This is a genomic window from Pedobacter punctiformis (assembly GCF_027213715.1).
GTDB lineage: Bacteria > Bacteroidota > Bacteroidia > Sphingobacteriales > Sphingobacteriaceae > Pedobacter > Pedobacter punctiformis.
Genome location: NZ_JAPWGM010000003.1, coordinates 331846 through 355143, shown reverse-complemented (window position 1 = coordinate 355143; position 23298 = coordinate 331846). Strand labels below are relative to the sequence as shown.

At 35.7% G+C, this 23298-nt stretch carries 27 protein-coding genes; 16 read left to right on the top strand and 11 right to left on the bottom strand.

The features are described from left to right. Positions 1-28: 28 nt before the first annotated feature. The 4 genes from O0955_RS10680 to O0955_RS10665 are packed head-to-tail and all read right to left on the bottom strand — an operon-like array spanning position 29 to position 3138. Positions 29-1123 (bottom strand): DUF3810 domain-containing protein, encoded by a 1095-nt coding sequence (locus O0955_RS10680; RefSeq protein ID WP_269427538.1) that lies wholly within the window; start codon positions 1121-1123, stop codon positions 29-31. A 2-nt stretch (positions 1124-1125) separates the two neighbouring features. After that, the gene (locus O0955_RS10675) at positions 1126-1521 is read right to left on the bottom strand and encodes a type II toxin-antitoxin system VapC family toxin (RefSeq protein WP_269427537.1); all 396 of its coding nucleotides are present in this window, start codon (positions 1519-1521) and stop codon (positions 1126-1128) included. Beyond that, positions 1506-1769 carry a DUF2281 domain-containing protein gene (locus tag O0955_RS10670; RefSeq protein ID WP_269427536.1) on the bottom strand — a complete coding sequence of 88 codons (264 nt, stop codon included), beginning with the start codon at positions 1767-1769 and terminating at the stop codon, positions 1506-1508. The genes O0955_RS10675 and O0955_RS10670 overlap by 16 nt, the downstream gene beginning before the upstream one ends. Positions 1770-1803: 34 nt before the next feature. After that, positions 1804-3138, bottom strand: a complete 1335-nt coding sequence (locus O0955_RS10665; protein WP_269427535.1) for a dihydroorotase — start codon at positions 3136-3138, stop codon at positions 1804-1806. A 289-nt stretch (positions 3139-3427) separates the two neighbouring features. Between O0955_RS10665 and O0955_RS10660 the strand changes: the two genes are divergently transcribed. The 4 genes from O0955_RS10660 to O0955_RS10645 all read left to right on the top strand — a co-directional run bounded on the left by O0955_RS10660 (position 3428) and on the right by O0955_RS10645 (position 5897). Continuing rightward, positions 3428-4774: a DEAD/DEAH box helicase gene (locus tag O0955_RS10660; protein WP_269427534.1), complete on the top strand. Its 1347-nt coding sequence runs from the start codon at positions 3428-3430 to the stop codon at positions 4772-4774. Next, positions 4774-5052 (top strand): hypothetical protein, encoded by a 279-nt coding sequence (locus O0955_RS10655; protein WP_269427533.1) that lies wholly within the window; start codon positions 4774-4776, stop codon positions 5050-5052. Before O0955_RS10660 ends, O0955_RS10655 begins: the two co-directional genes overlap by 1 nt. Before the next feature lie 92 nt (positions 5053-5144). Beyond that, positions 5145-5480, top strand: a complete 336-nt coding sequence (gene gldC, locus O0955_RS10650; RefSeq protein WP_269427532.1) for a gliding motility protein GldC — start codon at positions 5145-5147, stop codon at positions 5478-5480. 9 nt (positions 5481-5489) lie between these two features. Beyond that, complete coding sequence (locus O0955_RS10645; RefSeq protein WP_269427531.1) at positions 5490-5897, top strand: hypothetical protein; 408 nt, start codon at positions 5490-5492, stop codon at positions 5895-5897. A 46-nt stretch (positions 5898-5943) separates the two neighbouring features. Here O0955_RS10645 and O0955_RS10640 read toward each other — a convergent pair whose 3' ends face one another. Genes O0955_RS10640 through O0955_RS10630 form a run of 3 tightly spaced genes read right to left on the bottom strand, consistent with a single transcriptional unit; the run spans position 5944 to position 7125 of the window. Further along, positions 5944-6087 carry a hypothetical protein gene (locus O0955_RS10640; protein WP_269427530.1) on the bottom strand — a complete coding sequence of 48 codons (144 nt, stop codon included), beginning with the start codon at positions 6085-6087 and terminating at the stop codon, positions 5944-5946. A gap of 39 nt (positions 6088-6126) precedes the next feature. Next, positions 6127-6642: a DUF421 domain-containing protein gene (locus tag O0955_RS10635; protein WP_269427529.1), complete on the bottom strand. Its 516-nt coding sequence runs from the start codon at positions 6640-6642 to the stop codon at positions 6127-6129. 3 nt (positions 6643-6645) lie between these two features. Continuing rightward, on the bottom strand, positions 6646-7125 hold the full coding sequence (locus O0955_RS10630; protein WP_269427528.1) for a methylated-DNA--[protein]-cysteine S-methyltransferase: 480 nt from the start codon (positions 7123-7125) through the stop codon (positions 6646-6648). A gap of 136 nt (positions 7126-7261) precedes the next feature. On the opposite strand from O0955_RS10630, the gene O0955_RS10625 reads away from it, so the two are divergent. The 4 genes from O0955_RS10625 (at position 7262) to O0955_RS10610 (ending at position 10496) form a co-directional block, all read left to right on the top strand. Then, entirely contained in the window at positions 7262-7927 is a 666-nt protein-coding gene (locus O0955_RS10625; RefSeq protein WP_269427527.1) for a heme exporter protein CcmB, read from the top strand. Between the two features lie 85 nt (positions 7928-8012). Then, on the top strand, positions 8013-8675 hold the full coding sequence (gene ccsA / locus O0955_RS10620) for a cytochrome c biogenesis protein CcsA (protein WP_269427526.1): 663 nt from the start codon (positions 8013-8015) through the stop codon (positions 8673-8675). Between the two features lie 47 nt (positions 8676-8722). After that, positions 8723-8941, top strand: a complete 219-nt coding sequence (locus tag O0955_RS10615) for a CcmD family protein (RefSeq protein WP_269427525.1) — start codon at positions 8723-8725, stop codon at positions 8939-8941. A gap of 133 nt (positions 8942-9074) precedes the next feature. Further along, entirely contained in the window at positions 9075-10496 is a 1422-nt protein-coding gene (locus O0955_RS10610) for a Glu/Leu/Phe/Val family dehydrogenase (protein WP_269427524.1), read from the top strand. A 99-nt stretch (positions 10497-10595) separates the two neighbouring features. Here the strand turns inward: O0955_RS10610 and O0955_RS10605 are convergent, their stop codons facing one another. The 4 genes from O0955_RS10605 to O0955_RS10590 all read right to left on the bottom strand — a co-directional run bounded on the left by O0955_RS10605 (position 10596) and on the right by O0955_RS10590 (position 16496). Further along, positions 10596-12206 (bottom strand): Na+/H+ antiporter, encoded by a 1611-nt coding sequence (locus O0955_RS10605; protein WP_269427523.1) that lies wholly within the window; start codon positions 12204-12206, stop codon positions 10596-10598. Between the two features lie 107 nt (positions 12207-12313). Next, positions 12314-13663 carry a hypothetical protein gene (locus O0955_RS10600; protein ID WP_269427522.1) on the bottom strand — a complete coding sequence of 450 codons (1350 nt, stop codon included), beginning with the start codon at positions 13661-13663 and terminating at the stop codon, positions 12314-12316. A gap of 61 nt (positions 13664-13724) precedes the next feature. Continuing rightward, complete coding sequence (locus tag O0955_RS10595) at positions 13725-15758, bottom strand: hypothetical protein (protein WP_269427521.1); 2034 nt, start codon at positions 15756-15758, stop codon at positions 13725-13727. Positions 15759-15815: 57 nt separating this feature from the next. Beyond that, positions 15816-16496 carry a hypothetical protein gene (locus tag O0955_RS10590; protein WP_269427520.1) on the bottom strand — a complete coding sequence of 227 codons (681 nt, stop codon included), beginning with the start codon at positions 16494-16496 and terminating at the stop codon, positions 15816-15818. Positions 16497-16824: 328 nt separating this feature from the next. Here O0955_RS10590 and O0955_RS10585 point away from each other — a divergent pair, with 328 nt between their 5' ends. From O0955_RS10585 to O0955_RS10550, 8 genes are all read left to right on the top strand, one after another. Further along, positions 16825-17262 (top strand): cytochrome c maturation protein CcmE domain-containing protein, encoded by a 438-nt coding sequence (locus O0955_RS10585; protein WP_269427519.1) that lies wholly within the window; start codon positions 16825-16827, stop codon positions 17260-17262. Positions 17263-17266: 4 nt separating this feature from the next. After that, positions 17267-19735 carry a heme lyase CcmF/NrfE family subunit gene (locus O0955_RS10580; protein ID WP_269427518.1) on the top strand — a complete coding sequence of 823 codons (2469 nt, stop codon included), beginning with the start codon at positions 17267-17269 and terminating at the stop codon, positions 19733-19735. Position 19736: 1 nt separating this feature from the next. Continuing rightward, entirely contained in the window at positions 19737-20501 is a 765-nt protein-coding gene (locus O0955_RS10575) for a Rossmann-like and DUF2520 domain-containing protein (protein ID WP_269427517.1), read from the top strand. 39 nt (positions 20502-20540) lie between these two features. Beyond that, positions 20541-20873, top strand: a complete 333-nt coding sequence (locus tag O0955_RS10570) for a 2Fe-2S iron-sulfur cluster-binding protein (protein WP_269427516.1) — start codon at positions 20541-20543, stop codon at positions 20871-20873. Positions 20874-20953: 80 nt separating this feature from the next. Then, the gene (gene iscX / locus O0955_RS10565) at positions 20954-21196 is read left to right on the top strand and encodes a Fe-S cluster assembly protein IscX (RefSeq protein ID WP_269427515.1); all 243 of its coding nucleotides are present in this window, start codon (positions 20954-20956) and stop codon (positions 21194-21196) included. A 71-nt stretch (positions 21197-21267) separates the two neighbouring features. Beyond that, positions 21268-21795, top strand: a complete 528-nt coding sequence (locus O0955_RS10560) for a KdsC family phosphatase (protein WP_269427514.1) — start codon at positions 21268-21270, stop codon at positions 21793-21795. Positions 21796-21936: 141 nt separating this feature from the next. Continuing rightward, positions 21937-22767, top strand: a complete 831-nt coding sequence (locus O0955_RS10555) for a universal stress protein (protein ID WP_269427513.1) — start codon at positions 21937-21939, stop codon at positions 22765-22767. A 95-nt stretch (positions 22768-22862) separates the two neighbouring features. Continuing rightward, entirely contained in the window at positions 22863-23252 is a 390-nt protein-coding gene (locus O0955_RS10550) for a DUF4890 domain-containing protein (protein ID WP_269427512.1), read from the top strand. Positions 23253-23298 lie beyond the last annotated feature (46 nt).

Sequence of the window (23298 nt, the reverse complement as noted above, 5' to 3'; positions counted from 1 at the left end):
AAGTGGTAAGATGAAAATGGAATGTGACTCAAGACTTTGGACTTAAGACTGCTAACTCCTTTTTATGCATATTCCAAAGCCAGATTACAATATCCTGGTAACTATCAATACCTTTTTTCTGATTGTTAAGCTTTAAAAACCGATCAAAGGCGGCATCCATATAGCCAAACATTTCTCCATTGTATTTACGCCAGAATTCTTTTTCTGTTTTAAAATCAGTCAAAACCTGAGGCAAAAGCTTATTGTACAGTGTTTTATAATCTTCTGGTGACTTCATTCTGATTTCGAACAAGATATAACGCAACATTTCATAGTTAGCGGAATATTGGAAATTTACGTCGGGACTGTTTACTGCGGTTAAATAACCCAAAAGATTCGCTTCATCTTCGTAAGCAACGCCTAGCTGATGCGCAATTTCGTGACAGGTAACGTATGGTTTAACAAAATCAGGCACATTTGTATTGATGTTAGCCTCGCCTGATAATGGTGCATAATAGCCTTCAATACCCATTTTGCTAGTTAACCATGGACTTAAAACGGCTTTTACGGACGGATTTCGATAACTGAAAACCTGATTTCTGTTGGTCATTACAGCATAAGCAGCAGCAGATTTGGTTTCTAGTTCTTTTATCGTGTATTTGGGTGTAATACCTTGTTTAACAGTCTGTAATTTCAAGGAATTTGTTTTCTCCACGAAATAATTGCCAAGCAAAACCAGTTCTTTAACATCGTATTTTTTATTTCCGATACCTAATTCATGGCTAATACCCGGGCGACTATAATTTAGCCCCCAAACGATTTTGAAAAGGATGTAAAGGATTAAAAATGAATTCAGAATTTGTACTGGAACAATTATTTTGTCTTGCTTTTTAAGCTGTTTTCTATTTTTATAAAATCTAACAATTTTGTAAATCGCAAAGGCGATTAGTGCAACATAAATCAGATCGCCAATAGCGAACGGAAAAATCGAAGAAATAAAGCGCAGGGAAGAAGATATGTACGGATAAAACCCTGTCGAATAATATTTTTGAATTGCCGCAGGAAATAAACCAAAAAGGAAAATCAAAAAAGCAAAACCAAGTAATATTAACAACTTTATAAAAGGAGATTTTCGATATATCATAACTAACCCATACTGAACAATTTCAAATCTTCAATATTTTTGAAATGTTTTTGATTAAGTGTGTCGAAAGTTAAATTATGAGCAACAGCAGTTGAGGCAATAAACAAGTCGGCCTTATCAATTGCTTTTCTTAATTTTTTTAATTTGTTTTGAATTTCTACAGCTATTAAAGCGGCATCGCTATCAAATGGAAAAACGATGAAATTAGACAACATCATTTTCCAGAAACTTAGTTGATCGCTTTTTGCACCTGTATAAATTTCAAATTCAGTTATGCTTGAAATGCATAAATTTTCAAATCTTTGAGATAGAATAAATAGCTTTGTTTTCGATTTGTCTTTTTTACGAAAGTAATCTATCAATATGGAAGTGTCAACCATTATTATTTGGTTCTCCATTCATTTATAGATTTTCTTGTTTCTTCAATACTTTGAATCTGCTCCTCGGAAAAAATCGGGCCATTTAATAAAATATCAGAAAATTTGGATCTGTAAGCGACAAAAGGTTCTTCTACTTTACTGTCTGATTTAGCCGGTATGTTTTTCTGTTTAGATTTTTGTTTTAAAAAGGCGACAAAGTCAGAAACTTCCTGCTTCAAATTTGAAGGGAGTGAAGAGATTTCTGAATATAATTGTAAGTCTGTCATTTTTAAATTGTTAATCTAAACAAATATAGCAAAACTATCTCGAAAATGTTAATCGTTTTCCAATCTGATCTGTCGTAAAACGACCATTCTGATAAGCCAGATTACCTGAAACAAATGTGTGTGTAATACTTGCCTGAAAAGTTTGCCCATCAAATGGCGACCAGCCGCATTTATAAAAATTATTAAGCTTTGTTACTTTCCAGGGATCATTCAGGTTAACTAAAACTAAATCTGCCCAATAGCCTTCTCTAATAAAACCACGCTTTTCAATATCGAAACAAATGGCAAGATTATGCGCTGTTTTCTCTGCAATTTTTTCCAGAGAAATTTTGCCCAGCAAATGCATTTCAAATAAAGCAGGTAAAGCATGCTGAACTAATGGCCCACCCGAAGGTGCCTGTGCGTATGCCTGTTGCTTTTCTTCCAGGGTATGCGGCGCATGGTCGGTTGCAATTACATCAATATGGTTATCTAAAATGCCTTGCAAAATACCAGCCTGATCTTCAATCGTTTTTACCGCTGGATTCCATTTGATCAGGTTCCCTTTTTCAACATAATCTTTATCGTTAAACCAAAGGTGATGAACACAAGCTTCGGCGGTAATTTTTTTATCCTTTAAAGCTGTTGTATGATCAAATAAGGCAATTTCTTTCGCTGTAGAAATATGTAAAATGTGCAGCCGGGTTTGATAACGTTTAGCCAGTTCAACGGCCATCGAAGATGATTTATAGCAGGCTTCAGCACTTCTGATTAAAGGGTGCATATCAATGGTCAAATCATCGCCGTATTTTGCTTTAAATTCTGCCAGATTATGACGGATGGTTGCTTCATCTTCACAGTGCGTAGCAACCAAAATCGGGGCCTTGCTAAAAATATTTTCTAAAGTTTTTTCATTGTCAACCAACATATTTCCGGTTGATGAACCCATAAAAACCTTAATTCCGCAAACGTTTTTAGGATCTGTTTTTAATACTTCTTCAATATTATCATTACTGGCACCCATATAAAACGAGTAATTAGCCAATGAAGTTTGAGAAGCAATGTTATATTTATCTTTTAATAAATCCTGTGTTAAAGTATTTGGAACCGTATTTGGCATTTCCATAAAAGAGGTAATCCCTCCGGCAACAGCAGCCATACTCTCCGTAAAAATATCTGCTTTATGTGTTAATCCGGGTTCGCGAAAATGAACCTGATCATCGATCATGCCCGGTAGGAGATGTAAACCTTCGGCATTTATTTCCTGAGCACCCGTTGCAGATAAATTCTGACCAATTTTGGCAATAATTCCATCTTTAATTAAAACATCAGCAATATATTTTTGGCCTTCATTTACAATTTTGGCCGCTTTTATCAGATAAGTGTTCATGGCTTCAAAGGTAGTAAATTAGTATTAAGTACCGAATATCAAGTATCAAGATTTGGGCTAATGGAAGGAGAGAACTGAGTTTTATATTGCTGTTTTAAGTTAAATAAACCTGATAATAGCGGGCACGAAGTGTAACGAAGTAAAGCGGTTAGCAGGGCTTTCGAAAGCGAAGAATTACTGAAAGTGCTTTACCGCTAAATCCCCTAAAGGGAATTGAGTTTGCAATCAGGTATTAACCTTCTACTTTACGCCTTCAAACCCTCAACCTTAATCACTATCTTTGTACGCTATGGCAAAATCGTTCGAAGAATTTAAGTTAAACAGGCAAATATTAAATGCAGTAGCCGAAGCAGGATATACCGTTGCAACGCCTATACAGGAAAAAGCAATTGCGCCGGTTTTATCAGGACAGGATATTTTCGGGATAGCCGAAACCGGAACCGGGAAAACTGCAGCGTTCGTATTGCCAATGTTAATGCAGTTAAAATATGCGCAGGGCGATAACCCAAGAGCGTTAATTTTATCGCCAACACGCGAACTTGCCATGCAAATTGCCGAAGAAGTTAAACGTTTTTCGGTTTATACAGACATTCGTTCTGTTGTTATTTTTGGTGGCATTGGCCCCAAAGCACAAAAAGAACAAATTGCCAAAGGTGTCGACATTATTATTGCTACACCGGGTCGCTTTTTAGATTTATATTTATCAGGAGATATCAATACCCAAAGCCTTAAGTTTTTAGTGCTGGATGAGGCGGATAAAATGATGGATATGGGTTTTATTGGCTCTATTCACCGGATTTTGGAAATTGTTCCGCGTAAACGTCAGAATTTGCTTTTTTCGGCAACGATGAGCGAACTGGTTCAAAAAATTGCGGGAGATTTTTTAAAGAATCCAACTATAATTGAAACTTCTCAACAGGCCACTCCGGCAGCAAATGTTACTCAAACGCTGTATTATGTGCCTAATTTTAAAACGAAGATTAACTTATTACAGCATTTGTTAAAAAATGATGAAGCTTTTAACCGCTTAATTATTTTCTGCAAAACAAAAACTGTAGCCGATAATATTTATAGTTTTATTGAGCGCAGATATGGCGCTGCAAACGTTCGTGTAATTCATGCTAATAAAGGACAAAATACCAGGATTAACTCTATAAATAGTTTTAAGGAAGGTAATATCAGGGTTTTAGTGGCTACTGATGTGGCGAGCAGGGGAATAGATGTAAGTGATGTAAGCCATGTAATTAACTTTGATGTGCCAATTATTATCGAAGATTACGTACACCGTATTGGTCGTACCGGAAGAGCTTATGCTAAGGGCGATGCCATTACTTTTGCTACCGATGCCGAAAAATATTATATCCGTAAAATTGAAAAATTAATCCGCCAGTATATTCCTGTTGCAGAAATTCCTGAAGGCGTTTATATTGATGAAACTCCATATGAAGAACGTCAGCATATTGCGAAGGAAATTGATATGCAAAAAAGGAAAGAAGATCCTGATTTTCAAGGCGCTTTCCACGAGAAAAAACATGCAGCAGCTATAGAGAAAAAGGTTAGAGAAAAGGCAAAAGCAAAGGCAGGGAAAGTGATTAAAACTTTTAAAAAAGGTAAAAAATTCGATAAGAAAAAGTAATGAAATTAAGGATTACGCCATTAAATATTGTTGCAGCGATTTCTGCGGTTGTTGCAATTTATCTCTTTATTAAACCAGTTCGCTTAGCTACACCTGGCTACAGTTTTAATTTTAATGGCTTAATGGCGTCGCTATTAGTTGGCCTTGTGGTTGTTTCATTTATTACCGATTTAATTTTTAGGTTCACTTTAAAAGACTTAAAAAGAATATGGATTGTAGAAATGGTATTTATCGTCATAGCTATAATTCTGATGTTAATTTTACAAAAAGTAGTTTAACACCAATTAGAAATACCTTTTAAAATAAGCATATTTGCAGCCGTAAAATACAGAACAAAAAGAGTCACCAAAGAGGTGAAATCAATTTTAAAATGAGAAAAGCAGAAATAAAAATAACTGTAGAGTTAGATGATAATAATATGCCCGAGAACATTCTTTGGGAAAGTACCGATGCACAAACTAAAGATCAGGTGCCTGTAAAATCGATGATTTTAGCCCTTTGGGATCATAATTATAAAAACTCGATGCGCATTGATCTTTGGACAAAAGACATGCCTGTTGATGAAATGAAGCGTTTTTTCTACGAAACCCTTCAAACAATGGGAGATAGCTTTTTAAAAGCGACCGGAGAAAACTTAATTGTTGAAGATTTACGCGATTACTGTGCTCATTTTGCTGATAAAATGGGTATTGACATGAAAAAATAAACTCAAAATATGTTGGTTTTAAATAAATTTTATGCCTGGCTGGGTATTGTACTTTGCGTAATTTCCGGCTTTTGCCCAATGCTTAGGGTACCTGTTAAAGGTAACTGGAATTTATATCAGTCAGATACCCGATTATTTTTTATTACCTATGCTTTAGTTGCAATTTCTGTTCTTATTCTTTTTATTAGAAAAGTTGGGGCTTTTAAGTTTATGAGTTTTATTATGGCAATTTGGTATATTTTAAGTGTTGTGGCTGTTTATTTTACAGCCCATAATTATACTAAATATGGTTTTGCTAATAAACTTATTGGTAAAGTGGTTCATTTTCAGTGGGGCTGGATTGTACTTTTGGTCGGGGTATTATTTATGCTTTTTAGCACTTCTAAATTAAAGCCGGCAAAACAGAGTAGTTTATAACTTTGAACTAGTGATATTACAACAACTGAAAAAAGGTTGCGACCTTTTATGTCTTTCCGTAAAATAATTCCATCATACCAAATTGCTTAATATGCTGTCTAACCGGAATTTTTCCAACTTCAAAGTCACATTGCCTATCTTCTATATTAATTAACCGGATTGCTTTGAGGTAATTTTTTTCGCTGGTCATTAAGGAACTTTTTTATTTTCAGGAGATTACGATTTGAGGCTAATTGTTTAACCCCAAGGTTTTATGTTGTCGTTTTCTCTTCCAGTGTGTTTGTTTTAAATTTTTATCACCTGATATAATGCTGATGTTACCGTCAACCTCTAACATGGCCAGTTTAACGTCCCTAAAATGGTCTACACCATGTTCACGCATAGCCTCCTGAAGTTCTTCGTTAGAAATACCCAGTTTACTTAACATGGTGAAATCCATTTTACCATTATGGATTAAAATTTCTGGCTTATCATAAATCAGATCACGCAGTTTTTGACTTTTAAACAGGAATTTTTTCAAAATAAAATTTAAGATGAACAATACAGCAGCTGCAGCAATTCCGCCTAAAAGACTGGTATCTTGTCCAACCATAGCATTTTGAACCGCATTACTGATTAATAAAATCAAAACCACATCAGTTGTATTTAACTGAGAAAGCTCCTTTTTACCTGTAAGGCGTATGGCAACCAGCATAAAAACATATACAGCGGCACTTCGCAGGGCGATATCTAAAAATGGATTCATAGTTTAAAACTTTAATTCTGTTTGTCCGGTATGACTAACTTCTCTTTCATGCTGTAAAAGCCATTGCTTACGCCACAAACCACCTGCATAACCCACCAATTTGCCGTTGCTGCCAATTACTCTGTGACAAGGTACAACAATGGCAAGGTTATTTTTACCATTGGCTGCGGCAATGGCCCGTATGGCTAAAGGATTATGCTCAGAAAATTTAGCATAAGAAGTCGTTGTCCCGTAAGGGATTTTTAAAAGGTTTTGCCAAACTTCCTGTTGAAATTCGGTCCCATTTTGTTTGATCGGGAAATCGAAATTTTGGAGCTTACCCTCAAAATAGTCTTTTAATTGTCCGGCTACCTTTATGGTTAGTGTATTTTCTTCAAGGCTATTCACATCTTTTTCCGCAAAAGTAACCTCGCATACATATGCTTCATCAGCCAGTATGGTTAACTTGCCAACAGGCGATTCTATAACTGAAGCGTATAACATAATTTAAAGGTTTGATGGAGTTTTATTTTTAATCCAGGTTTCTGTGTCTAACTTATTACTAAAAACTCTATACAATATTACAACAATACAACAATTTTAGCATGCAATATTTAGCAATAAAAGTATCTTTGCGGTTATGCAACTGGCCAAAGAGGTTAAATATTTAATCCACAAGGAGATACTGTTAGAATGGCGTTCCAAATACACTATTAACGGCGTTTTGTTGTACGTGGTATCCACTATTTTTACCTGTTATTTATCTTTTGTAAGCCTGGGCGATAAATTAACCTGGAATGCCTTATTTTGGGTTATTATGCTTTTTGCATCTATCAATGGTGTATCTAAAAGTTTTCTGCAGGAAAATAAGGGACAACAATTATACAGCTATATTTTAGCAAGTCCGGCGGCCATTTTAATTTCGAAAACCATTTATAATACGTTGTTAATGTTGGTTTTAACCACTATTGCATTGGGGTTTTATGCCTTGGTTTTTGATACCTTTACTCCGCCTGATTTAGGGATGTATTACATTGCCGTAATTTTAGGCGCCATTAGCTTTTCTACGGTTTTTACAATGGTTTCGGCAATTTCAAGTAAAGCAGGTAACGGGGGCATGCTCATGGCCATTTTAAGTTTTCCAATTATTATTCCGGTATTGATATTACTGATTAAACTGGCTAAAAATGCGGTTGATGGTTTACCATGGGAAAATAGTTTGGATGATATAGGAATGTTGGTTATTGTTAACGTAATGACTGTTGCAGCATCGTTATTGTTATTTCCTTATCTTTGGCGGGATTAAAAATATATAATAAATGAATGATTAAATCACCGGTTTGAATGGTTCAAATTCGAAGTTTAGTCTTTCAACAATCAAATAAATTTATATGCGTAAAACTTGGTGGAAAATTTTGGGTGCTGTTTTGGTGATTTATACCACCATTGCAGGCTTACTTTTGGGCGTACCACACCTGGCTATTTTAAATGAAACAATCAGAAACCTGTATTTCCATGTGCCGATGTGGTTTGCAATGATTGTGCTTTTCTCTATCTCTGTATTTTACAGTGTAAAATCTTTGAGCAGCAAAAGCGAAATCGATGATTTAAAAGCCGTAGAAAGTGTAAATGCCGGTATTATTTTTGGTGTTTTAGGTTTAATAACCGGAGCCATTTGGGCAAAATACACCTGGGGCCAGTTCTGGAGTTTCGATCCAAAGCAAAACTTCGCTGCAATTTCAATCCTGCTTTATTTTGCTTATTTAATTCTTCGTAATGCAATTGATGAAGAACAAAAAAGAGCCAAACTATCTGCCATTTACAATATTTTTGCTTTCCCGATGATGGTGGTTTTATTATTTGTTTTACCGCGGTTGAAAGATTCATTGCATCCCGGTAATGGGGGCAACCCGGGTTTTAACAGCTACGATTTAGACAGCCGTATGCGTATGGTATTTTACCCTGCATGTTTAGGCTGGATATTAATAGGTTATTGGGTTTATACCATCCGTTTTAGAATCCGCACATTAGAAAACAAACATCAACAAAACTAAAACGGTTAGAGCATCTGAATGCTCAGCATTTTTAAATGAAATTAGCAATGAAAAAAATTACTTTCTCCTTAATATTAATGATTACTGCCCTGCAATTATTTGCTCAGGATAATGGTGTAGAAATGGCCGATACCTTGCGTAGCAATGGCAAAATTTATGTCGTAGTAACCTGTATTGTGATTATTTTGATCGGTTTAATCCTTTATCTGTTCTCAATGGATAAAAGATTAAAAAAAATTGAAAAAGAAAATTCGACTAAAAACTAAGTTTAAATCATTTAAACCTATTTTTATGTGTATCCTGTAAATGTGTTAGCTGTACACTAAGTGTTTTTTGATTTGCATATATGCGGTTTTTTTAGGCAATTTTGCAGCATACTAAATTCATAAAAATTATATAATGGCTAATCTAGCAGACGAGAACAAGTTTTTTGCAGATGTTTGTAAAAACTTTGACAGTGCGGCTCAATTTACCAACCATCCAGAAGGTTTGTTGAACCAGATTAAAACATGTAACAGTGTATATCGTTTTCAATTCCCCATCCGCCGTGGAAATGGCTTTGAAGTAATTGATGCATGGCGTGTGGAGCACTCGCACCACATGAGCCCAACAAAAGGTGGTATCCGTTATAGCGAAATGGTTAATGAAGATGAGGTTATGGCCTTAGCTGCATTAATGACTTACAAATGTGCTATTGTAAACGTTCCCTTTGGCGGTGCAAAAGGTGGGATCAAAATTAACACGAAACAATATAGTGTTGCTGAATTGGAAACCATTACCCGTCGTTATACTACAGAATTAATTAAGAAAAACTTCATCGGTCCTGGTATCGACGTTCCTGCACCGGATTATGGATCAGGTGAACGTGAAATGAGCTGGATTGCTGATACATATATGACCATGAACCCTGGTCAGTTGGATGCTTTAGGATGTGTAACTGGTAAGCCAATTGCTTTACACGGTATCCGTGGGCGTAAAGAGGCTACAGGCCGTGGCGTTGCTTATGCAGTACGCGAATGTGTTGAAGTTGCTGAAGATATGGCTAAAATTGGCTTTAAGGCTGGTTTAGGAGATAAAAGAGTAATCGTTCAGGGTTTAGGTAATGTAGGTTATCACTCGGCTAAATTCCTTGCTGAATTTGGAGCTACAATTGTTGGCCTTTGCGAATATGAAGGTGCAATTTACAACGCTAACGGATTAAATGTGGATGAGGTTTTTGCTCACCGTAAAAACACAGGTTCAATTTTAGGTTTCCCGGGTGCTACAGACTTCAAAAATTCGATGGAAGGTTTAGAGCAGGATTGCGATATTATCGTTCCTGCGGCATTAGAAAACCAGTTTACTGAAGCAAATATCCGTAACATTAAAGCGAAAATTATTGCTGAAGGTGCAAACGGACCAACTACTCCTGAAGCAGAAGCAATTTTCACCGAAATGGGTGGTATTATCATTCCTGATATGTATTGCAATGCAGGTGGTGTAACCGTTTCTTACTTTGAATGGTTGAAAAACCTTTCTCATGTTGCATTCGGTCGTATGGAAAATCGTTATGCGGCAAATTCAAATGCAAATTTGATTGCCACTTTAGAAAACTTAACCGGTAAAACCATTTTACCTGAACACCGCTTAATGATTGTTAAAGGTGCATCAGAAATGGAATTGGTAAATTCTGGTTTAGAAGATACAATGATTCATTCGTACCACGAGATCAGAGAAACTTTAATGAACAAACCGGCAACTCAAACGTTGAGAACGGCTGCATTTGTAAATTCAATTGATAAAATTGCAGTTTCTTACATGAACTTAGGTGTTTGGCCATAATATTTTTAAAGCCATATATTTTAAAATCTATATGGTTTCATAATTCAAAAGCCCTGTCAGTTTTTATGCTGCAGGGCTTTTTCATTTAAGGTAACCTTTTTAATCAGATGAAGTAATACTCAATTCTTCTAAATCAAGCCGCCATTCTTCTTTGCGGATCACATCATCATCATAATTTTTATTGCTTTTAAGGTGATGCAGTTCATCACGCTGAACCTTAATTAAATCAAGCATAATTTCATGATATGCTTTCAAATCCCGTTGATCAATTTCTCCCTTTTTAAATGCCTGAAGGGTATCCTTCTGTTCTGTTAATGAATGCTGAAGTTCGGCTTTAAGGTTGACCATCAATTCATTATGTGTACATTGATATTGATAGTCAGCCTGTAATTTTTCTAAAGACAAATCGATTAATTTTAATTTAATTTGAGTCGTTTGTTCCTGCTCCGGTAGCTTATGTTTGTTTTCCGGAATCTTTAGTAATTTAATGATAAGTGGCAAGGAAAGTCCCTGAATAACCAGCGTAACCAATATAACAACAAAGGTTATAAACAGAATCAGGTTTCGCAAAGGAAAAGGAATCTGGTCTGAAATCATTACAGGAATCGATAGCGCAGCGGCTAATGAAACTACACCCCGCATACCTGCCCAAATAATTACAACTGAAGAATGCCAGGTCATACCCTGATAACGTATCCTCGTTTTTTTATTAACCAGACTGGTAATTCTGCTGGTTGAAAAAAGCCAGAAGAAACGAACAAAAAGGGCCAGCATACTTATTCCAATGCCATAACCTATAGCAGTTGATAAGGGGTATTCGGGACCTAGGCCATGAACAATATCGGGTAAAGCCAAACCAATCAGGATGAAAACAACTCCATTTAGCATAAAAGTAAGAGCAGACCAAACAGAAACGGCTCTTACTCTTGAACTTGAGGTTAAAATTACATGTGACTGGCTGGAAAGCAACAAACCGCCCGATACCACAGCCATTACGCCCGAAGCCTTAAAATGTTCGGCTACGATGTACATAAAATAGGGGGTAAGCAGGGTTAAAACCGTATCTATATTTTCTGTGGTAGGCATCCAGCGATGAATTACATAAAATATACCTCCAATACCCAGGCCGATTAAAATGCCTAGCCCGGCCACCGATACAAAATTTACAGCTGCATCCTGAAAAACAAATGTTCCGCTTACTACAGCCACCAAAGCAAATTTAAATACAATTAAACTGGAAGCATCATTTACTAAACTTTCACCCTCTAAAAGTGAGGTAACTGTTTTAGGGATTTTTATTCCTTTCAAAATAGAAGCAGCTGCGATGGCGTCGGGCGGCGAAATTATTCCGCCCAATAAAAAGCCCAGCGCAAGTGTAAAACCGGGAATAAAAGCAACTGATGCATAAGCTACGGCAACGGAAGTAATTAAAACCAAACCTACGGCCATTAAAAAGATTGCACCTTTATATTCCCAAAAATCTTTCCAGGAAGTAAACCATGCTGCTTCATATAAAAGTGGAGGCAGAAATAAAAGAAAAACAATTTCCGGATCTACTTTAATTCGCGGAATACCCGGAATAAAACCAATGAGTAAACCGGCCAGAACCAGGAATATAGGGTAAGAAATCTTTAGCTTTTGCCCGATCATAACCAAAAAGGTTACACCTAGCAATAAAGTAAGGATTAAAATAAGATTGTCATGCAGCATTTAACAGATGTTTTGATAGATTAACTGACCAAATATAATTTATAGGTATCGAAAGTAAAAATCCGGATACAAAGATGCGATTTGCAGCCCATGCTAAGCTTATTGTATTAAAAGCTCTTCAATAATTGATACAATGCATTAATATCCTTATTGTTAAATTCCAGTTTGCCATCAATCCTCACTTTATTATGCCCAATTGATTTTCCTTTGGCTTCGAGTTTATTAAGTGATTTTGCAAAATTGGTTATAAACGGAAGGCTGATTTGCTTATTTACTTTGTTGAAGTTAATGTTTAAGTAAAAAAAATCAGTTGTTTTCTCTTGTTTAAGATCTAATTTGGTACGCTTGCTGGTACTAAAAAATAGATTTTGTGGCCCGTTGCTAACAAATAATTTATAGAGCGGAAATATAGACTTGTTTACCACGTTACTGTCTGCTATAATAAAATTTTGCTGTTGTAAATAGTTTTTAAGGCCATTTGCATTTGCGGCAACATTAATTGAAAGGTTAGGAACATCATGTTTTTGCAAGGTTACTTTCTCCACCTTTTCAAAATCATCGTTATAATCGTAAGTAATAACAGAATCAATTTGTGACGTAGAGTTTGTCCATTCCACATCCAGATAACCGTTATAATATTTTGCAATGCTGTCGCGCTCCAGGTTAAGGTCTTTTAATTTTAAGGATTTATTCTCGCCCTTTCCCAATTTGGCATTTAGCCAAAGATTCATTGTATTTTCCGGATTAAAAACCCGGTGTTCCACAGTTTTTGCAGGTATTTGCAGATTACTGGTAAACTCATTGCTAAAATCAATATTTCCACTATTGAAATTTAATTTAGCGATGTTTTTCTGATCTGTAAAAAGGATATGATCACTATATTTATTTAAGTCTTTAAAATTGCTTTCGCTTATTTTTACAAAATTCTTTTGATCCAGTATATTTATTAATGTTTGTTCTGAATCCTCAATACCAGAAGAGCAGGCAATTGCAACCGCCGTTTTATGGTAAAGAATCGTTAGCCTTTTGTCTGCTGACATTGCAAAATAAGTTTCGTTTTTAAAATTTTTAGCAGGTTTTAAATTCAGCGTTTTTGTAATGAAATTTTTAAAGGCTACGGAGTCTTTTATTGATAAACGGGTAAAAAAAAGATGATCTGATTTACCTTCAACCGTATAAAAACAGATAGCAGCCGGGATATCGAGGCCAGTATCAAACTTTGTTGCAGTCGTTTTAGTATTTTTCTTTTCCCCGGATTTTAAATAATAACCCAAATTGGAGATCATATTTAAGCCAATGCTTTTATAAATCTGATCCGTATTAATTTTTACAAGTGCCGTTGCATTTGCAGGTATAAGCATGCGGTTAGCCTTATATTGCCTGTACTTAAAAGTGCCAACAAAAAAAATAAGCAGCAATACTAATATTGCTGCTGTTATTTTAAAAAACTTCTTCATAAGCAATGCTGCTTAACTATTTTGAATTGGTTAATCAATCAACTGTGAATTGAAAACTGAACTATTTTGTTGCATTTTCTATCAATGAGAACAGGTATTTTAAAGCATTTTCATGTCCGTTTGGAATTTCTGCACTAACCTCTCCTGAAACAATATTGCCTTTAATAGGATTAGATTTCATATAAACATCACCCATTTTGCTTAAAGTATTATTAAACTTTTCTGCAGTTTCAGCACCTCCAAATTCTTCGTCAGGTACCTTGCCAATTAAATTTTTAGGATTAAACAACATGCTGAAGTTATTTTTGCTCAATAAATCTTTATGTTTTTTGCTAATGCTGGTATTAAACTGGTTGTTGTAAATATTTTGCATTTCAGTTAACGAGTTGCCAAAAAATACAATACCATCTTTAATCATAAAGTAAACATCAATCGGGCTTTTGGTTTCTTTTAATTTATAAATGCCCTGCTCTGGTATAACATAACTTTTGTTAACACCATATTTAATCAACTTTTGAAACAATTTGGTGTCTTCAGAAGAGAACATGAAAAGAAAATCGGGCAAGGTTTCTTTCTTCATTTTTTTAACTTCTGTACGGTTATAATCATCATCGTAATCATAACTGGTATAGGCTACATCTTTTGTATTTAATCCGTTTATTACAAAAAGAGCATCGCCTTTAACCACTTTACTTACGGCTTCTTCATCCAGTAAAAGAGAAAATAAATCTGTTCCAAGCTCTATTTCTTCATCCATTTTGGCGCCCAGCAAAGTACCATAAGTTTGTTTCATCAGCTTAGGAAACTCTTCCAGATAAGCCTTGGTATCAATAGCATAACTTACAAAACCAATTGCTTTTTCACTATTTACATATTTCAGAAAGTTTTTATTCAGCTTCCTGTTCATGATTTTTTTATAAGCATCAGCCTGTTCCTGTGCCATTTCCAATTCTGCTGAAATGCGAAAACTTTGCTTATCCATAAATAATTTTGAAGTCAGGCTGCCATAACCTTTCATAATCCCCGCTTTTCCATAAGCAGAATAAGCACCTAATTCAGGGGTTAACATATTATAAACATCCTGTAAACTTGATACCCAAATACTGGCAATGGATTGATCATCAAGGCTGTTTGTGTAAGATTTGTTGCTGGCAATAGATTCATAATTTCCGTTAAAGATCGTGTTCGCCTGCGCAGTCATCCAGCTATAGGCCAGTCTTTTCTTTTTATCTTCCTGTTCTTTACGTTCACCTTGGTATTCATCATAACGATCCCCGCCATAAGCTGGGGGTGGAGGAGTTTCCATATCAACTGTATCGGTTAAAACTACCGTAGCAGTAGCAATTTCTTCAACTTCTTCAATTTTTGGTGCCTTTTTCTTAACCGGTTTTTTCTTCGACCCTTTTTTAGCAGCTGTCTTTTTTGATGTTTTTTTCTTTTGAATGGTCTTTTTCGCAGGTTTTTTTACCTCTTCATAAACTTCAGGAGCGGCGGCAGTGGCAGCGGCATCCATTACATAAGTCGAATCTACAGCAACTGCTGCGCTATCAATCATAGTATCATCACTATTTTGATAACGGATATCTTTTATGCCATACTTTGCAGATTTTACAGAGTCTGCAAAAAATGAACTTCTGATGCTTCCGCTAACAAAATACATCATGTTTTTATTCCACATCAGCAAACTTGAACTGTCTGGTAAGGTCAATGTGTTAACATCCCCGCTGGTTTTTACCTTTTCATTTTTATTCCTGATCAGGTTTTCAAATTTCGCAGGATCCTTTAACGGAATTAAAAAGCAGTTGTATGAAATACTATCCGTAAACTGATTGAAATAGTACATGCTTTTTTCCAGGTTTATCCCGAAATCTTCAATACTGTTAAGGTCTTTATCCAGTGATTTAGACGTTTCTGTTAATAGTTTCTTGCCTAAAAAGGATTCGTTAAAATCTTTAATAAACATCAGTTTAAAAACATTATCACCTTTTATTGTTGCCACAGTAAATGCATTACCAGGTATTTTTTTAACTAAATCCTGTGCTGGCGCTACTTTTATAAGTAAGAGGAATGAGATTGCAATTAGAATTTTTTTCATTAGTGTTATTTTAGATGTTGAGGAAAATCAGCCTGGGTTATTTATGAAGACTTCTGTTTATTTAGATAATTGTATTTGATTGGAAACGTTAATTTTGCCATTAATTAAATCAAGAATACTGCTTTTAAGCATCACCGCTTTTTTTGATTTTGATACATTGGCTGCAGGGTTGCTTACAGTTGAAACAGGTTTCTCAAAACGATAAATACTGGTATAACTTGCGGTATTAAAAATAGCCTTATCCTGCGACTTTAGTTTATTAAACTCCGTTTTTGCTGTTCCTACAGCCTGATATTTCCTGCTGAAGACACCAGTAGTTTTATTATAACTATAGGATGAACTGTTTGTAGCCTTAATTTTTTGTTGAGCCAGGATATTTTTAGTGATGTTATTAATGTTTGAAACATCTTTAAATGTGAAACTGATGGTAGCGATGTAATTATTAAAATCGGTACTGCTTTTTACATTAGAAATGCCTTCTGATTTTTTTAAATAAGCAACCGCTTCACTTAATTCTTGTTGTATTTTTTGTTTGCTGGGTACTTTATGGCCCTGTACGCTATCTAAAAGCATAACAGAGGCAACTTTGGTTTTGCTTTGACTCAAATTTATGGTTAAAACAACATCACCTGTACCGTCATTTCTCATGGTAATTTCTTCAATAACCTGGAAACAAGAACTCAGTACCGGAATTAGAAATATAAATAGTAAGAAAGTGTAGAACTGTTTAAGGCTCATATAAAGTAGATTATGTTTGACCGGTAGGATATTTATCTAAGAGCCAAACTTAACGATTTAACGTGAAATTTTTGAGGCTAATTCATTTTTGCTGGTATTTTGTATTATAAAAATTATTGTTTGTGTTTTTATATTTACGTATTTTATCTATAATCATGACTGATAAAGGAGCTTTGCTTAAGAACAATTATAAATAGTTGCTATAGTTTCTTTTATTTGGGTCAAAACTATCAGTTAATTGTCAATATAAAGACAAGATAAGTGTAAAATGGGCTGTGCTATGCCTAATTTTCTATCTTTGTTGCCAGCTTTTACAATTAATATAATCATGAAGAAAAGTGCAATCATTGGGTTAATTACCATAGCAATTTCCGTAGGAATTTTATTCAGCTTAAATGCGAATACAGATACCTACTCTAATTTTACGCAAGCTTCTCAATCTAATAAGGAAGAACACGTAATGGGCTACTGGGAAAAATCTCAGGGAATGTACTACGATGCTGTTAAAGATGCCAATCACTTCTCTTTTCACATGAAAGATGAAAAAGGCGAAGTACGTAAGGTTGTTTACAGCGGAACGAAACCACAGGATTTTGAACGTTCAGAAAAATTAGTTCTGATCGGTAAGATGGATAAAGATACTTTCTACGCTTCGAAAATTTTAATGAAGTGCCCTTCTAAATATAACGATAACCTTGTTGAAGTAAATAAAGACGGTAAGGTTGAATCAGTAGGAAAAGACGGCGAGGTTCAAAAATATAATTAATTTAATGGATATTCAATTTGTAGGCGAAAACCTGTTGCCGGGTAAAATCGGACAGTTTTTTATTGTATTGGCATTTAGTGCATCATTGCTATCAACCATAGCATATTTTTATGCCAGTAGAGATAAAAATTTAGAAGATAAATCATGGCGAAACCTGGGCCGTATAGGCTTTTTGGTAAACTGGTTTAGTATTATTGGTATTGGCGCCATTTTATTTTATTTAATATTAGGCCATTATAACGAATACAACTACGTTTATTTCCACTCTTCAAAACAATTACCGGTTTACTACATTATTTCTGCTTTTTGGGAAGGACAAGAGGGTAGTTTCTGGCTTTGGGCGTTTTGGCAATCTCTTTTAGGAGGTATACTAATCTGGAAAGCTAAAACTTGGGAACGTCCGGTGATGACTGTTGTTGCCTTTTCTCAGGTTTTCTTAACATCCATGATGCTGGGTGTTGAAATTTTCGGCGAACGCATTGGTAGTTCTCCATTTATCCTGTTAAGAGATGCAGTGGATCTAAAAGCAATGGCACCAGTTGTTTTTGCCAACCCTGAAAATTTTAAAGATTACCTTAAGTTTATCACCGATGGGCGAGGGTTGAACCCACTTTTACAAAACTACTGGATGGTTATTCACCCGCCAACCCTATTTTTAGGTTTTGCAAGTATGGTGGTACCTTTTGCTTATAGTATTGCCGGTTTATGGCAAAAAAGATATAAAGAATGGATTAAACCAGCTATGCCGTGGACGCTTTTTGCGGTTATGGTTTTGGGTACGGGTATCATCATGGGCTCTTTCTGGGCATATGAAGCTTTAAACTTTGGTGGTTTCTGGGCTTGGGATCCGGTAGAAAATGCATCCCTAATCCCGTGGTTAACTTTAATTGGTGCTGTACACGTTATGATTGCCTATAAAAACACCGGTCATGCCTACTTCACGGCAATAGCGCTGGTTTTTTTAAGTTTCTTATTGGTATTATATGCATCTTTTTTAACCCGAAGCGGAATTTTAGGCGATACATCCGTGCACTCATTTACCGATATGGGTATGTTTGGGCATTTAATTCTATACAATGTGGTATTTGCAGCACTGGCTATTTATTTAATTGTTATCCGCTGGAAAGATTTGCCAATTACCACTAAAGATGAAGAAACCTATTCGCGTGAGTTTTGGATGTTTATTGGTGCTTTAGTAGTAACTGTTGCCTGTATCCAGGTTATTTTCTCTACGTCGGTTCCCGTATTTAACAAAGCCTTTGGTACTAAGTTTTCTCCGCCAATTGATGCCGTAAAATATTATAATCAATGGCAGGCACCATTTGCAGTGTTGATTACCTTAATTTCAGGTTTTTCTCAATATTTAAAATACAAAAGAACAGATCCAAGAAAATTCTACAGCAGTTTGGTTTCAGCAATCATTTTCGCTATAGTGTTAACAGCAGGTTTGGTATATGTGGCCGATATTTATACCAACACCATGTATATCTTAATCACTTTTAGCTGTTTGTTCGCCATTTTATCAAACGCAACAATCCTTTATCAAGCATTTGGAGGTAAAGCTAAATTGGCAGGTTCTGCTATTGCCCACATTGGTTTTGCCCTTTTAATACTAGGTGCATTAATTTCTGCGGCCACCAATAAACCAATCTCGATTAACGCAAATAACTTTATTCCGGTAAAGGATTTTGAAAAAACGGAGAAACCAGGCGAAAACATTATGTTGTACAAAAACGAACCTAAAAAAATGGGTAAGTATACGGTAACTTATGTTAGCGATACCACGGTTGCTCCTAATACAACATATGAACTTAACTTTAAGGTTTACGATGAAGAGACCGGAAAAGTTAAGGAAGATTTTAATCTGCACCCACACGTACAGGATAATGAGAAAATGGGCTTAATCGCTTCTCCGGATACCAAGCATTATTTAACTTATGATGTTTATACCCACATTACAAGCGCTGCTATTAAAAAAGAAGATCATGGAGATCATGAAGGCCATTCTGATGATGAAAATTATAAAGAACCAAGAATTGTAAAAGTTTCTGCCGGTGATACCGTTCATACCTCTAGTGGTATTATTACGGTTAAAGCTTTAAACAATAAACCGACTGCTAAAGATTTGGTTTTAGCACAAGGCGATTTTGCTGTTGGCTTACCTTTAGAAATTAATTCGGCCGGTAAAATTTACAACACAGAGCCAATTTTCTTAATTAAAGGAAACAATACATTTGATTTTGCCCGTAAGGTAGAAGAGTTAGATTTAAAAGTTCGTTTCTCTAAAGTAATACCGGAAGAGAAAAAAGTAGAACTTCAAATATTTGAGAAGCCACAACAAGCCAAAGATTGGGTTGTTTTCAAAGCGATAGAATTCCCATTCATTAATTTATACTGGGCCGGAACAATTGTGATGGTGGTTGGTTTCTTACTTTCTATTTTCAGAAGAAGAAAAGAAGCTAAAACCGCATAAAATGAAAGTTGTTTTATTAGGATCAGGAAATGTAGCCACTCACTTAGCCCTTGCTTTAAAAGCCAAAGGCGAAGATATTGTGCAGGTTTACAGTCCTAACTTAATAAATGCAGGTAACCTTGCCGAAAAGGTTGAGTCGGCTGCAATTAACGATTTATCCAAAATTGATCAGCACGCAGATTTATACCTCATTTCTGTTAAAGATGATGCGATTGAGCAGGTGGCGGCCAGTTTAAAACAGGTTAAAGGTTTGGTGGTTCATACATCAGGTACCACTGATGTTAAGTTGTTATCGGCACACGTTGCTCATTCAGGCGTATTTTATCCACTGCAAACTTTTTCGAAAAATAAGGATGTAGATTTTAAAAATATTCCACTTTGTATTGAAGCAAGCGATGAAAAGCAACTGGGTATTTTAAAACAACTGGCCAATAAATTAAGTGAAAAAGTTTACGAAATAGATGGTGATAAACGTAAGGTTTTACATCTTGCTGCTGTTTTTGCCTGCAACTTTACCAATCATTTATACACCCTTGCTAATCAGGTTTTATCAGGTCATAACTTAGAATTCGATATCATCAGGCCATTAATAGCAGAAACTGCTGATAAAATTAAAGCTGATTTGCCTGAAAATGTACAAACAGGTCCGGCAATCAGGCACGATGAAAGTACAATAAAGGCACATTTGGACAGATTAAAGGACATGCCCGAATTGCACAATATTTACGAAACACTTAGCAATAGCATTAAATTAACATACAAATAGTATAATTGCCGCTTTTGCTTATTACTTTTGCAACACATTATGAGTATTTATAAACTAAAAATAAATTTTGAAGAAGCAGATCACGAGCCAATAGAATTGCCTATTGCTGCGGGCGAATCTGTTTTGGATGTTTGCCTGGATAATGGCATAGAGTTACAGCACAATTGTGGAGGTGTTTGCGGTTGCAGTACCTGCCATGTTTATGTAACCAAAGGAATGGACAATATTCAGGAAATATCAGATAAGGAGGAAGACTTTATTGACAGAGCTGTTCGTCCGAAAATTACCTCACGTTTAGGTTGCCAGTGCGTAGTTTTAGATGGAGATATCGAAGTAACCATTCCGGACCAGTCTGGATTTATGGGACACTAATCTAAGTCTAAAGCTCGTAGTCTTGAGTCGATCGACTTGATTTAATAATTAACCAATTCAACAGTACAACAACTAAAAACATGAATAACGATAAATTTACTTTACCCATTCACTGGAATGATTATGAGGACATTGCCATGTCTTTATACGAGAAATTTGGTGATGATTTTTCTGAAACTAAAATTTACCGCATCCGCTTTACCGAATTGTTGGAATGGGTTTTGGAATTGCCAAATTTTAAAGGTACCCGTGAAGAAAGTTCAGAAGGCCATTTGGAGCAAATTCAATCGGCATGGGTTTATGAATGGAGAGATAATCAGTAATTTTAATATGGAGTCCGGAGTCTTAACCGCCTGACGGTATTAAACTCCGGACGCTCAATCCTGAATTCAATATGTTCCTGGAAAAGCTCAAAGAAATAACCACTTTTATTTTTGACGTTGATGGTGTACTGACGGATGGTTCGGTGCAGGTAACGGATAATGGGCAAGCTTTAAGGACTTTTAACATTAAGGATGGTTATGCGCTGCAGCTTGCTGTTAAAAAGGGTTATCATGTTTGCATCATTTCAGGCGGAAAGGGGCTTGCTATGGAAAAACGCTTCGAAAATTTAGGCATAACCGATGTTTATTTAGGTGCAGGGGATAAGGTTGAAATATTTAAGCAATATCTTCTGAATAAAAGAATCCATGCCTCGCAGGTATTGTACATGGGCGATGACATTCCCGATTTGAAAGTAATGAAGTTGGTTGGCCTGGCCACCTGTCCTGCAGATGCTGTAGAAGAAATTAAAGCCATTTCTACTTTTATTTCTCCTTATACCGGTGGTAAAACCGCTGTAAGAGATGTTATTGAAAAGGTAATGAAAGTGCAAAATAAATGGCACGATGAAAACCCTAATGCAGCCGATTCCGGCACATAATAAAATCTATTTTTATTGATAAGATTATAAAATTAAGACATTAAAACTTGCATTAAATAAGTTTATATCCGAAATTTACATCATTAAATTAATCAATCGATTGATTAATTTAATGATCCTTAATCATGTAATTTCAATGATATGAATACCTATCTGATACCTGTAGATTTTTCTAAAACTGCAGACCATGCCGCTAAATATGCCGCAAGGTTAAGCTGGACAATGCCCAATAGCAAACTTATTCTGCTTAATTCCTATTACGTTTCTGAATATGAAAGTATTTTACCTACGCCCGATTTGATGGTAACTACAGATGATCGCATTGCAGACGAAATAGAAAGTAGGTTAGCGGCACTGCACAAATTAAAAAGCAAATTGCTGGAAATTAATCCGCAGGCAGATATTGAAATTTCGCTTTCCAGAGAAACCATTCTGAGATCCGTGGTCAACCGGATTAATAAGGAAGAAATCGATTTAATTATTCTGGGCAGCAACGGAAAAAGAGCAAAAAATGAAAGTGATATTGGTTCAAATGCGATAAAAATTTCTAAAGCAAGTCCTGTTCCGGTTTTGGTTGTTCCACCAAAAGCAGACTATCAATCCATTAGAAAAGCCATCCTGGCCTGCGATTTTAAAAAGGTAAAAGAAATTGTGCCTATAAATGCATTGAAAAAGATATTAAGCAAGCATGAGATAGACTTATTGGTGCTGGGTATAAATGCAGGGGAGGAAGTTGATCAGGAAGAAGAAGGCACTTTAAGAGATATGCTTAAGGATTACAATCCTAAATACTATTATTCAGCTCATAACGATACAATTAAAGGAATTGTAAAGTTTGCAAAGGCAGAAGAGGCACAGATTATTATCGCTTTGCCCAAAAAATACAGCTTTTTTGAAGGTTTGCTGCATCAAAGTGTTTCACATAAATTAACCATCAAATCACATATTCCCGTACTGTTATTAAAGGATTAAGAAAGCCAGGATTTGCAACAGCGATGTTACCTGAATGAATTAAACTTTCAGCTGTTTTTGTTCTCAAAGAATCATAATTCAACAAAAACAACGACATGAAAAAATTAATGATGATTTGCGCTTTGTTATTTTCAGTGATAACTTATGCAAATGCGCAACAAGGCGGTGGCCGCATGGGCGGTACATCCGAAGAACGGGCTAAAATGATGGTTGACAGGTTAACTGAAAAGTTGAAACTTAACGACGATCAAAAAACAAAGCTTACAGCTATTTATACCGAACAGGGAACAGCAATGGCTAAAATCAGAGAAGAAGCGAATGGCGATCGTGACGCAATGCGTGAAAAATCAATGAAGCTGAGAAAAGAAACAGATGAAAAAGTTACCGCTTTATTAACTGACGATCAAAAAACTGCTTACAAAGCATGGCAGGAAGAACAAAGAGCAGCAATGCAGAATCGCCAGGGTGGCGGCGGTGGGAAATAACCAATCTCCCGGATAAAAAATAAAATAATGAAAGCGGCTATTGGCC

What these genes read in the sequence shown, in the direction of transcription:
- O0955_RS10680 (WP_269427538.1), bottom strand. Translation starts at nt 1,123, where the DNA reads ATGATATATCGAAAATCTCCTTTTATAAAGTTGTTAATATTACTTGGT.
- O0955_RS10675 (WP_269427537.1), bottom strand. Translation starts at nt 1,521, where the DNA reads ATGGAGAACCAAATAATAATGGTTGACACTTCCATATTGATAGATTAC.
- O0955_RS10670 (WP_269427536.1), bottom strand. Translation starts at nt 1,769, where the DNA reads ATGACAGACTTACAATTATATTCAGAAATCTCTTCACTCCCTTCAAAT.
- O0955_RS10665 (WP_269427535.1), bottom strand. Translation starts at nt 3,138, where the DNA reads ATGAACACTTATCTGATAAAAGCGGCCAAAATTGTAAATGAAGGCCAA.
- O0955_RS10660 (WP_269427534.1), top strand. Translation starts at nt 3,428, where the DNA reads ATGGCAAAATCGTTCGAAGAATTTAAGTTAAACAGGCAAATATTAAAT.
- O0955_RS10655 (WP_269427533.1), top strand. Translation starts at nt 4,774, where the DNA reads ATGAAATTAAGGATTACGCCATTAAATATTGTTGCAGCGATTTCTGCG.
- gldC (WP_269427532.1), top strand. Translation starts at nt 5,145, where the DNA reads ATGAGAAAAGCAGAAATAAAAATAACTGTAGAGTTAGATGATAATAAT.
- O0955_RS10645 (WP_269427531.1), top strand. Translation starts at nt 5,490, where the DNA reads ATGTTGGTTTTAAATAAATTTTATGCCTGGCTGGGTATTGTACTTTGC.
- O0955_RS10640 (WP_269427530.1), bottom strand. Translation starts at nt 6,087, where the DNA reads ATGACCAGCGAAAAAAATTACCTCAAAGCAATCCGGTTAATTAATATA.
- O0955_RS10635 (WP_269427529.1), bottom strand. Translation starts at nt 6,642, where the DNA reads ATGAATCCATTTTTAGATATCGCCCTGCGAAGTGCCGCTGTATATGTT.
- O0955_RS10630 (WP_269427528.1), bottom strand. Translation starts at nt 7,125, where the DNA reads ATGTTATACGCTTCAGTTATAGAATCGCCTGTTGGCAAGTTAACCATA.
- O0955_RS10625 (WP_269427527.1), top strand. Translation starts at nt 7,262, where the DNA reads ATGCAACTGGCCAAAGAGGTTAAATATTTAATCCACAAGGAGATACTG.
- ccsA (WP_269427526.1), top strand. Translation starts at nt 8,013, where the DNA reads ATGCGTAAAACTTGGTGGAAAATTTTGGGTGCTGTTTTGGTGATTTAT.
- O0955_RS10615 (WP_269427525.1), top strand. Translation starts at nt 8,723, where the DNA reads ATGAAAAAAATTACTTTCTCCTTAATATTAATGATTACTGCCCTGCAA.
- O0955_RS10610 (WP_269427524.1), top strand. Translation starts at nt 9,075, where the DNA reads ATGGCTAATCTAGCAGACGAGAACAAGTTTTTTGCAGATGTTTGTAAA.
- O0955_RS10605 (WP_269427523.1), bottom strand. Translation starts at nt 12,206, where the DNA reads ATGCTGCATGACAATCTTATTTTAATCCTTACTTTATTGCTAGGTGTA.
- O0955_RS10600 (WP_269427522.1), bottom strand. Translation starts at nt 13,663, where the DNA reads ATGAAGAAGTTTTTTAAAATAACAGCAGCAATATTAGTATTGCTGCTT.
- O0955_RS10595 (WP_269427521.1), bottom strand. Translation starts at nt 15,758, where the DNA reads ATGAAAAAAATTCTAATTGCAATCTCATTCCTCTTACTTATAAAAGTA.
- O0955_RS10590 (WP_269427520.1), bottom strand. Translation starts at nt 16,496, where the DNA reads ATGAGCCTTAAACAGTTCTACACTTTCTTACTATTTATATTTCTAATT.
- O0955_RS10585 (WP_269427519.1), top strand. Translation starts at nt 16,825, where the DNA reads ATGAAGAAAAGTGCAATCATTGGGTTAATTACCATAGCAATTTCCGTA.
- O0955_RS10580 (WP_269427518.1), top strand. Translation starts at nt 17,267, where the DNA reads ATGGATATTCAATTTGTAGGCGAAAACCTGTTGCCGGGTAAAATCGGA.
- O0955_RS10575 (WP_269427517.1), top strand. Translation starts at nt 19,737, where the DNA reads ATGAAAGTTGTTTTATTAGGATCAGGAAATGTAGCCACTCACTTAGCC.
- O0955_RS10570 (WP_269427516.1), top strand. Translation starts at nt 20,541, where the DNA reads ATGAGTATTTATAAACTAAAAATAAATTTTGAAGAAGCAGATCACGAG.
- iscX (WP_269427515.1), top strand. Translation starts at nt 20,954, where the DNA reads ATGAATAACGATAAATTTACTTTACCCATTCACTGGAATGATTATGAG.
- O0955_RS10560 (WP_269427514.1), top strand. Translation starts at nt 21,268, where the DNA reads ATGTTCCTGGAAAAGCTCAAAGAAATAACCACTTTTATTTTTGACGTT.
- O0955_RS10555 (WP_269427513.1), top strand. Translation starts at nt 21,937, where the DNA reads ATGAATACCTATCTGATACCTGTAGATTTTTCTAAAACTGCAGACCAT.
- O0955_RS10550 (WP_269427512.1), top strand. Translation starts at nt 22,863, where the DNA reads ATGAAAAAATTAATGATGATTTGCGCTTTGTTATTTTCAGTGATAACT.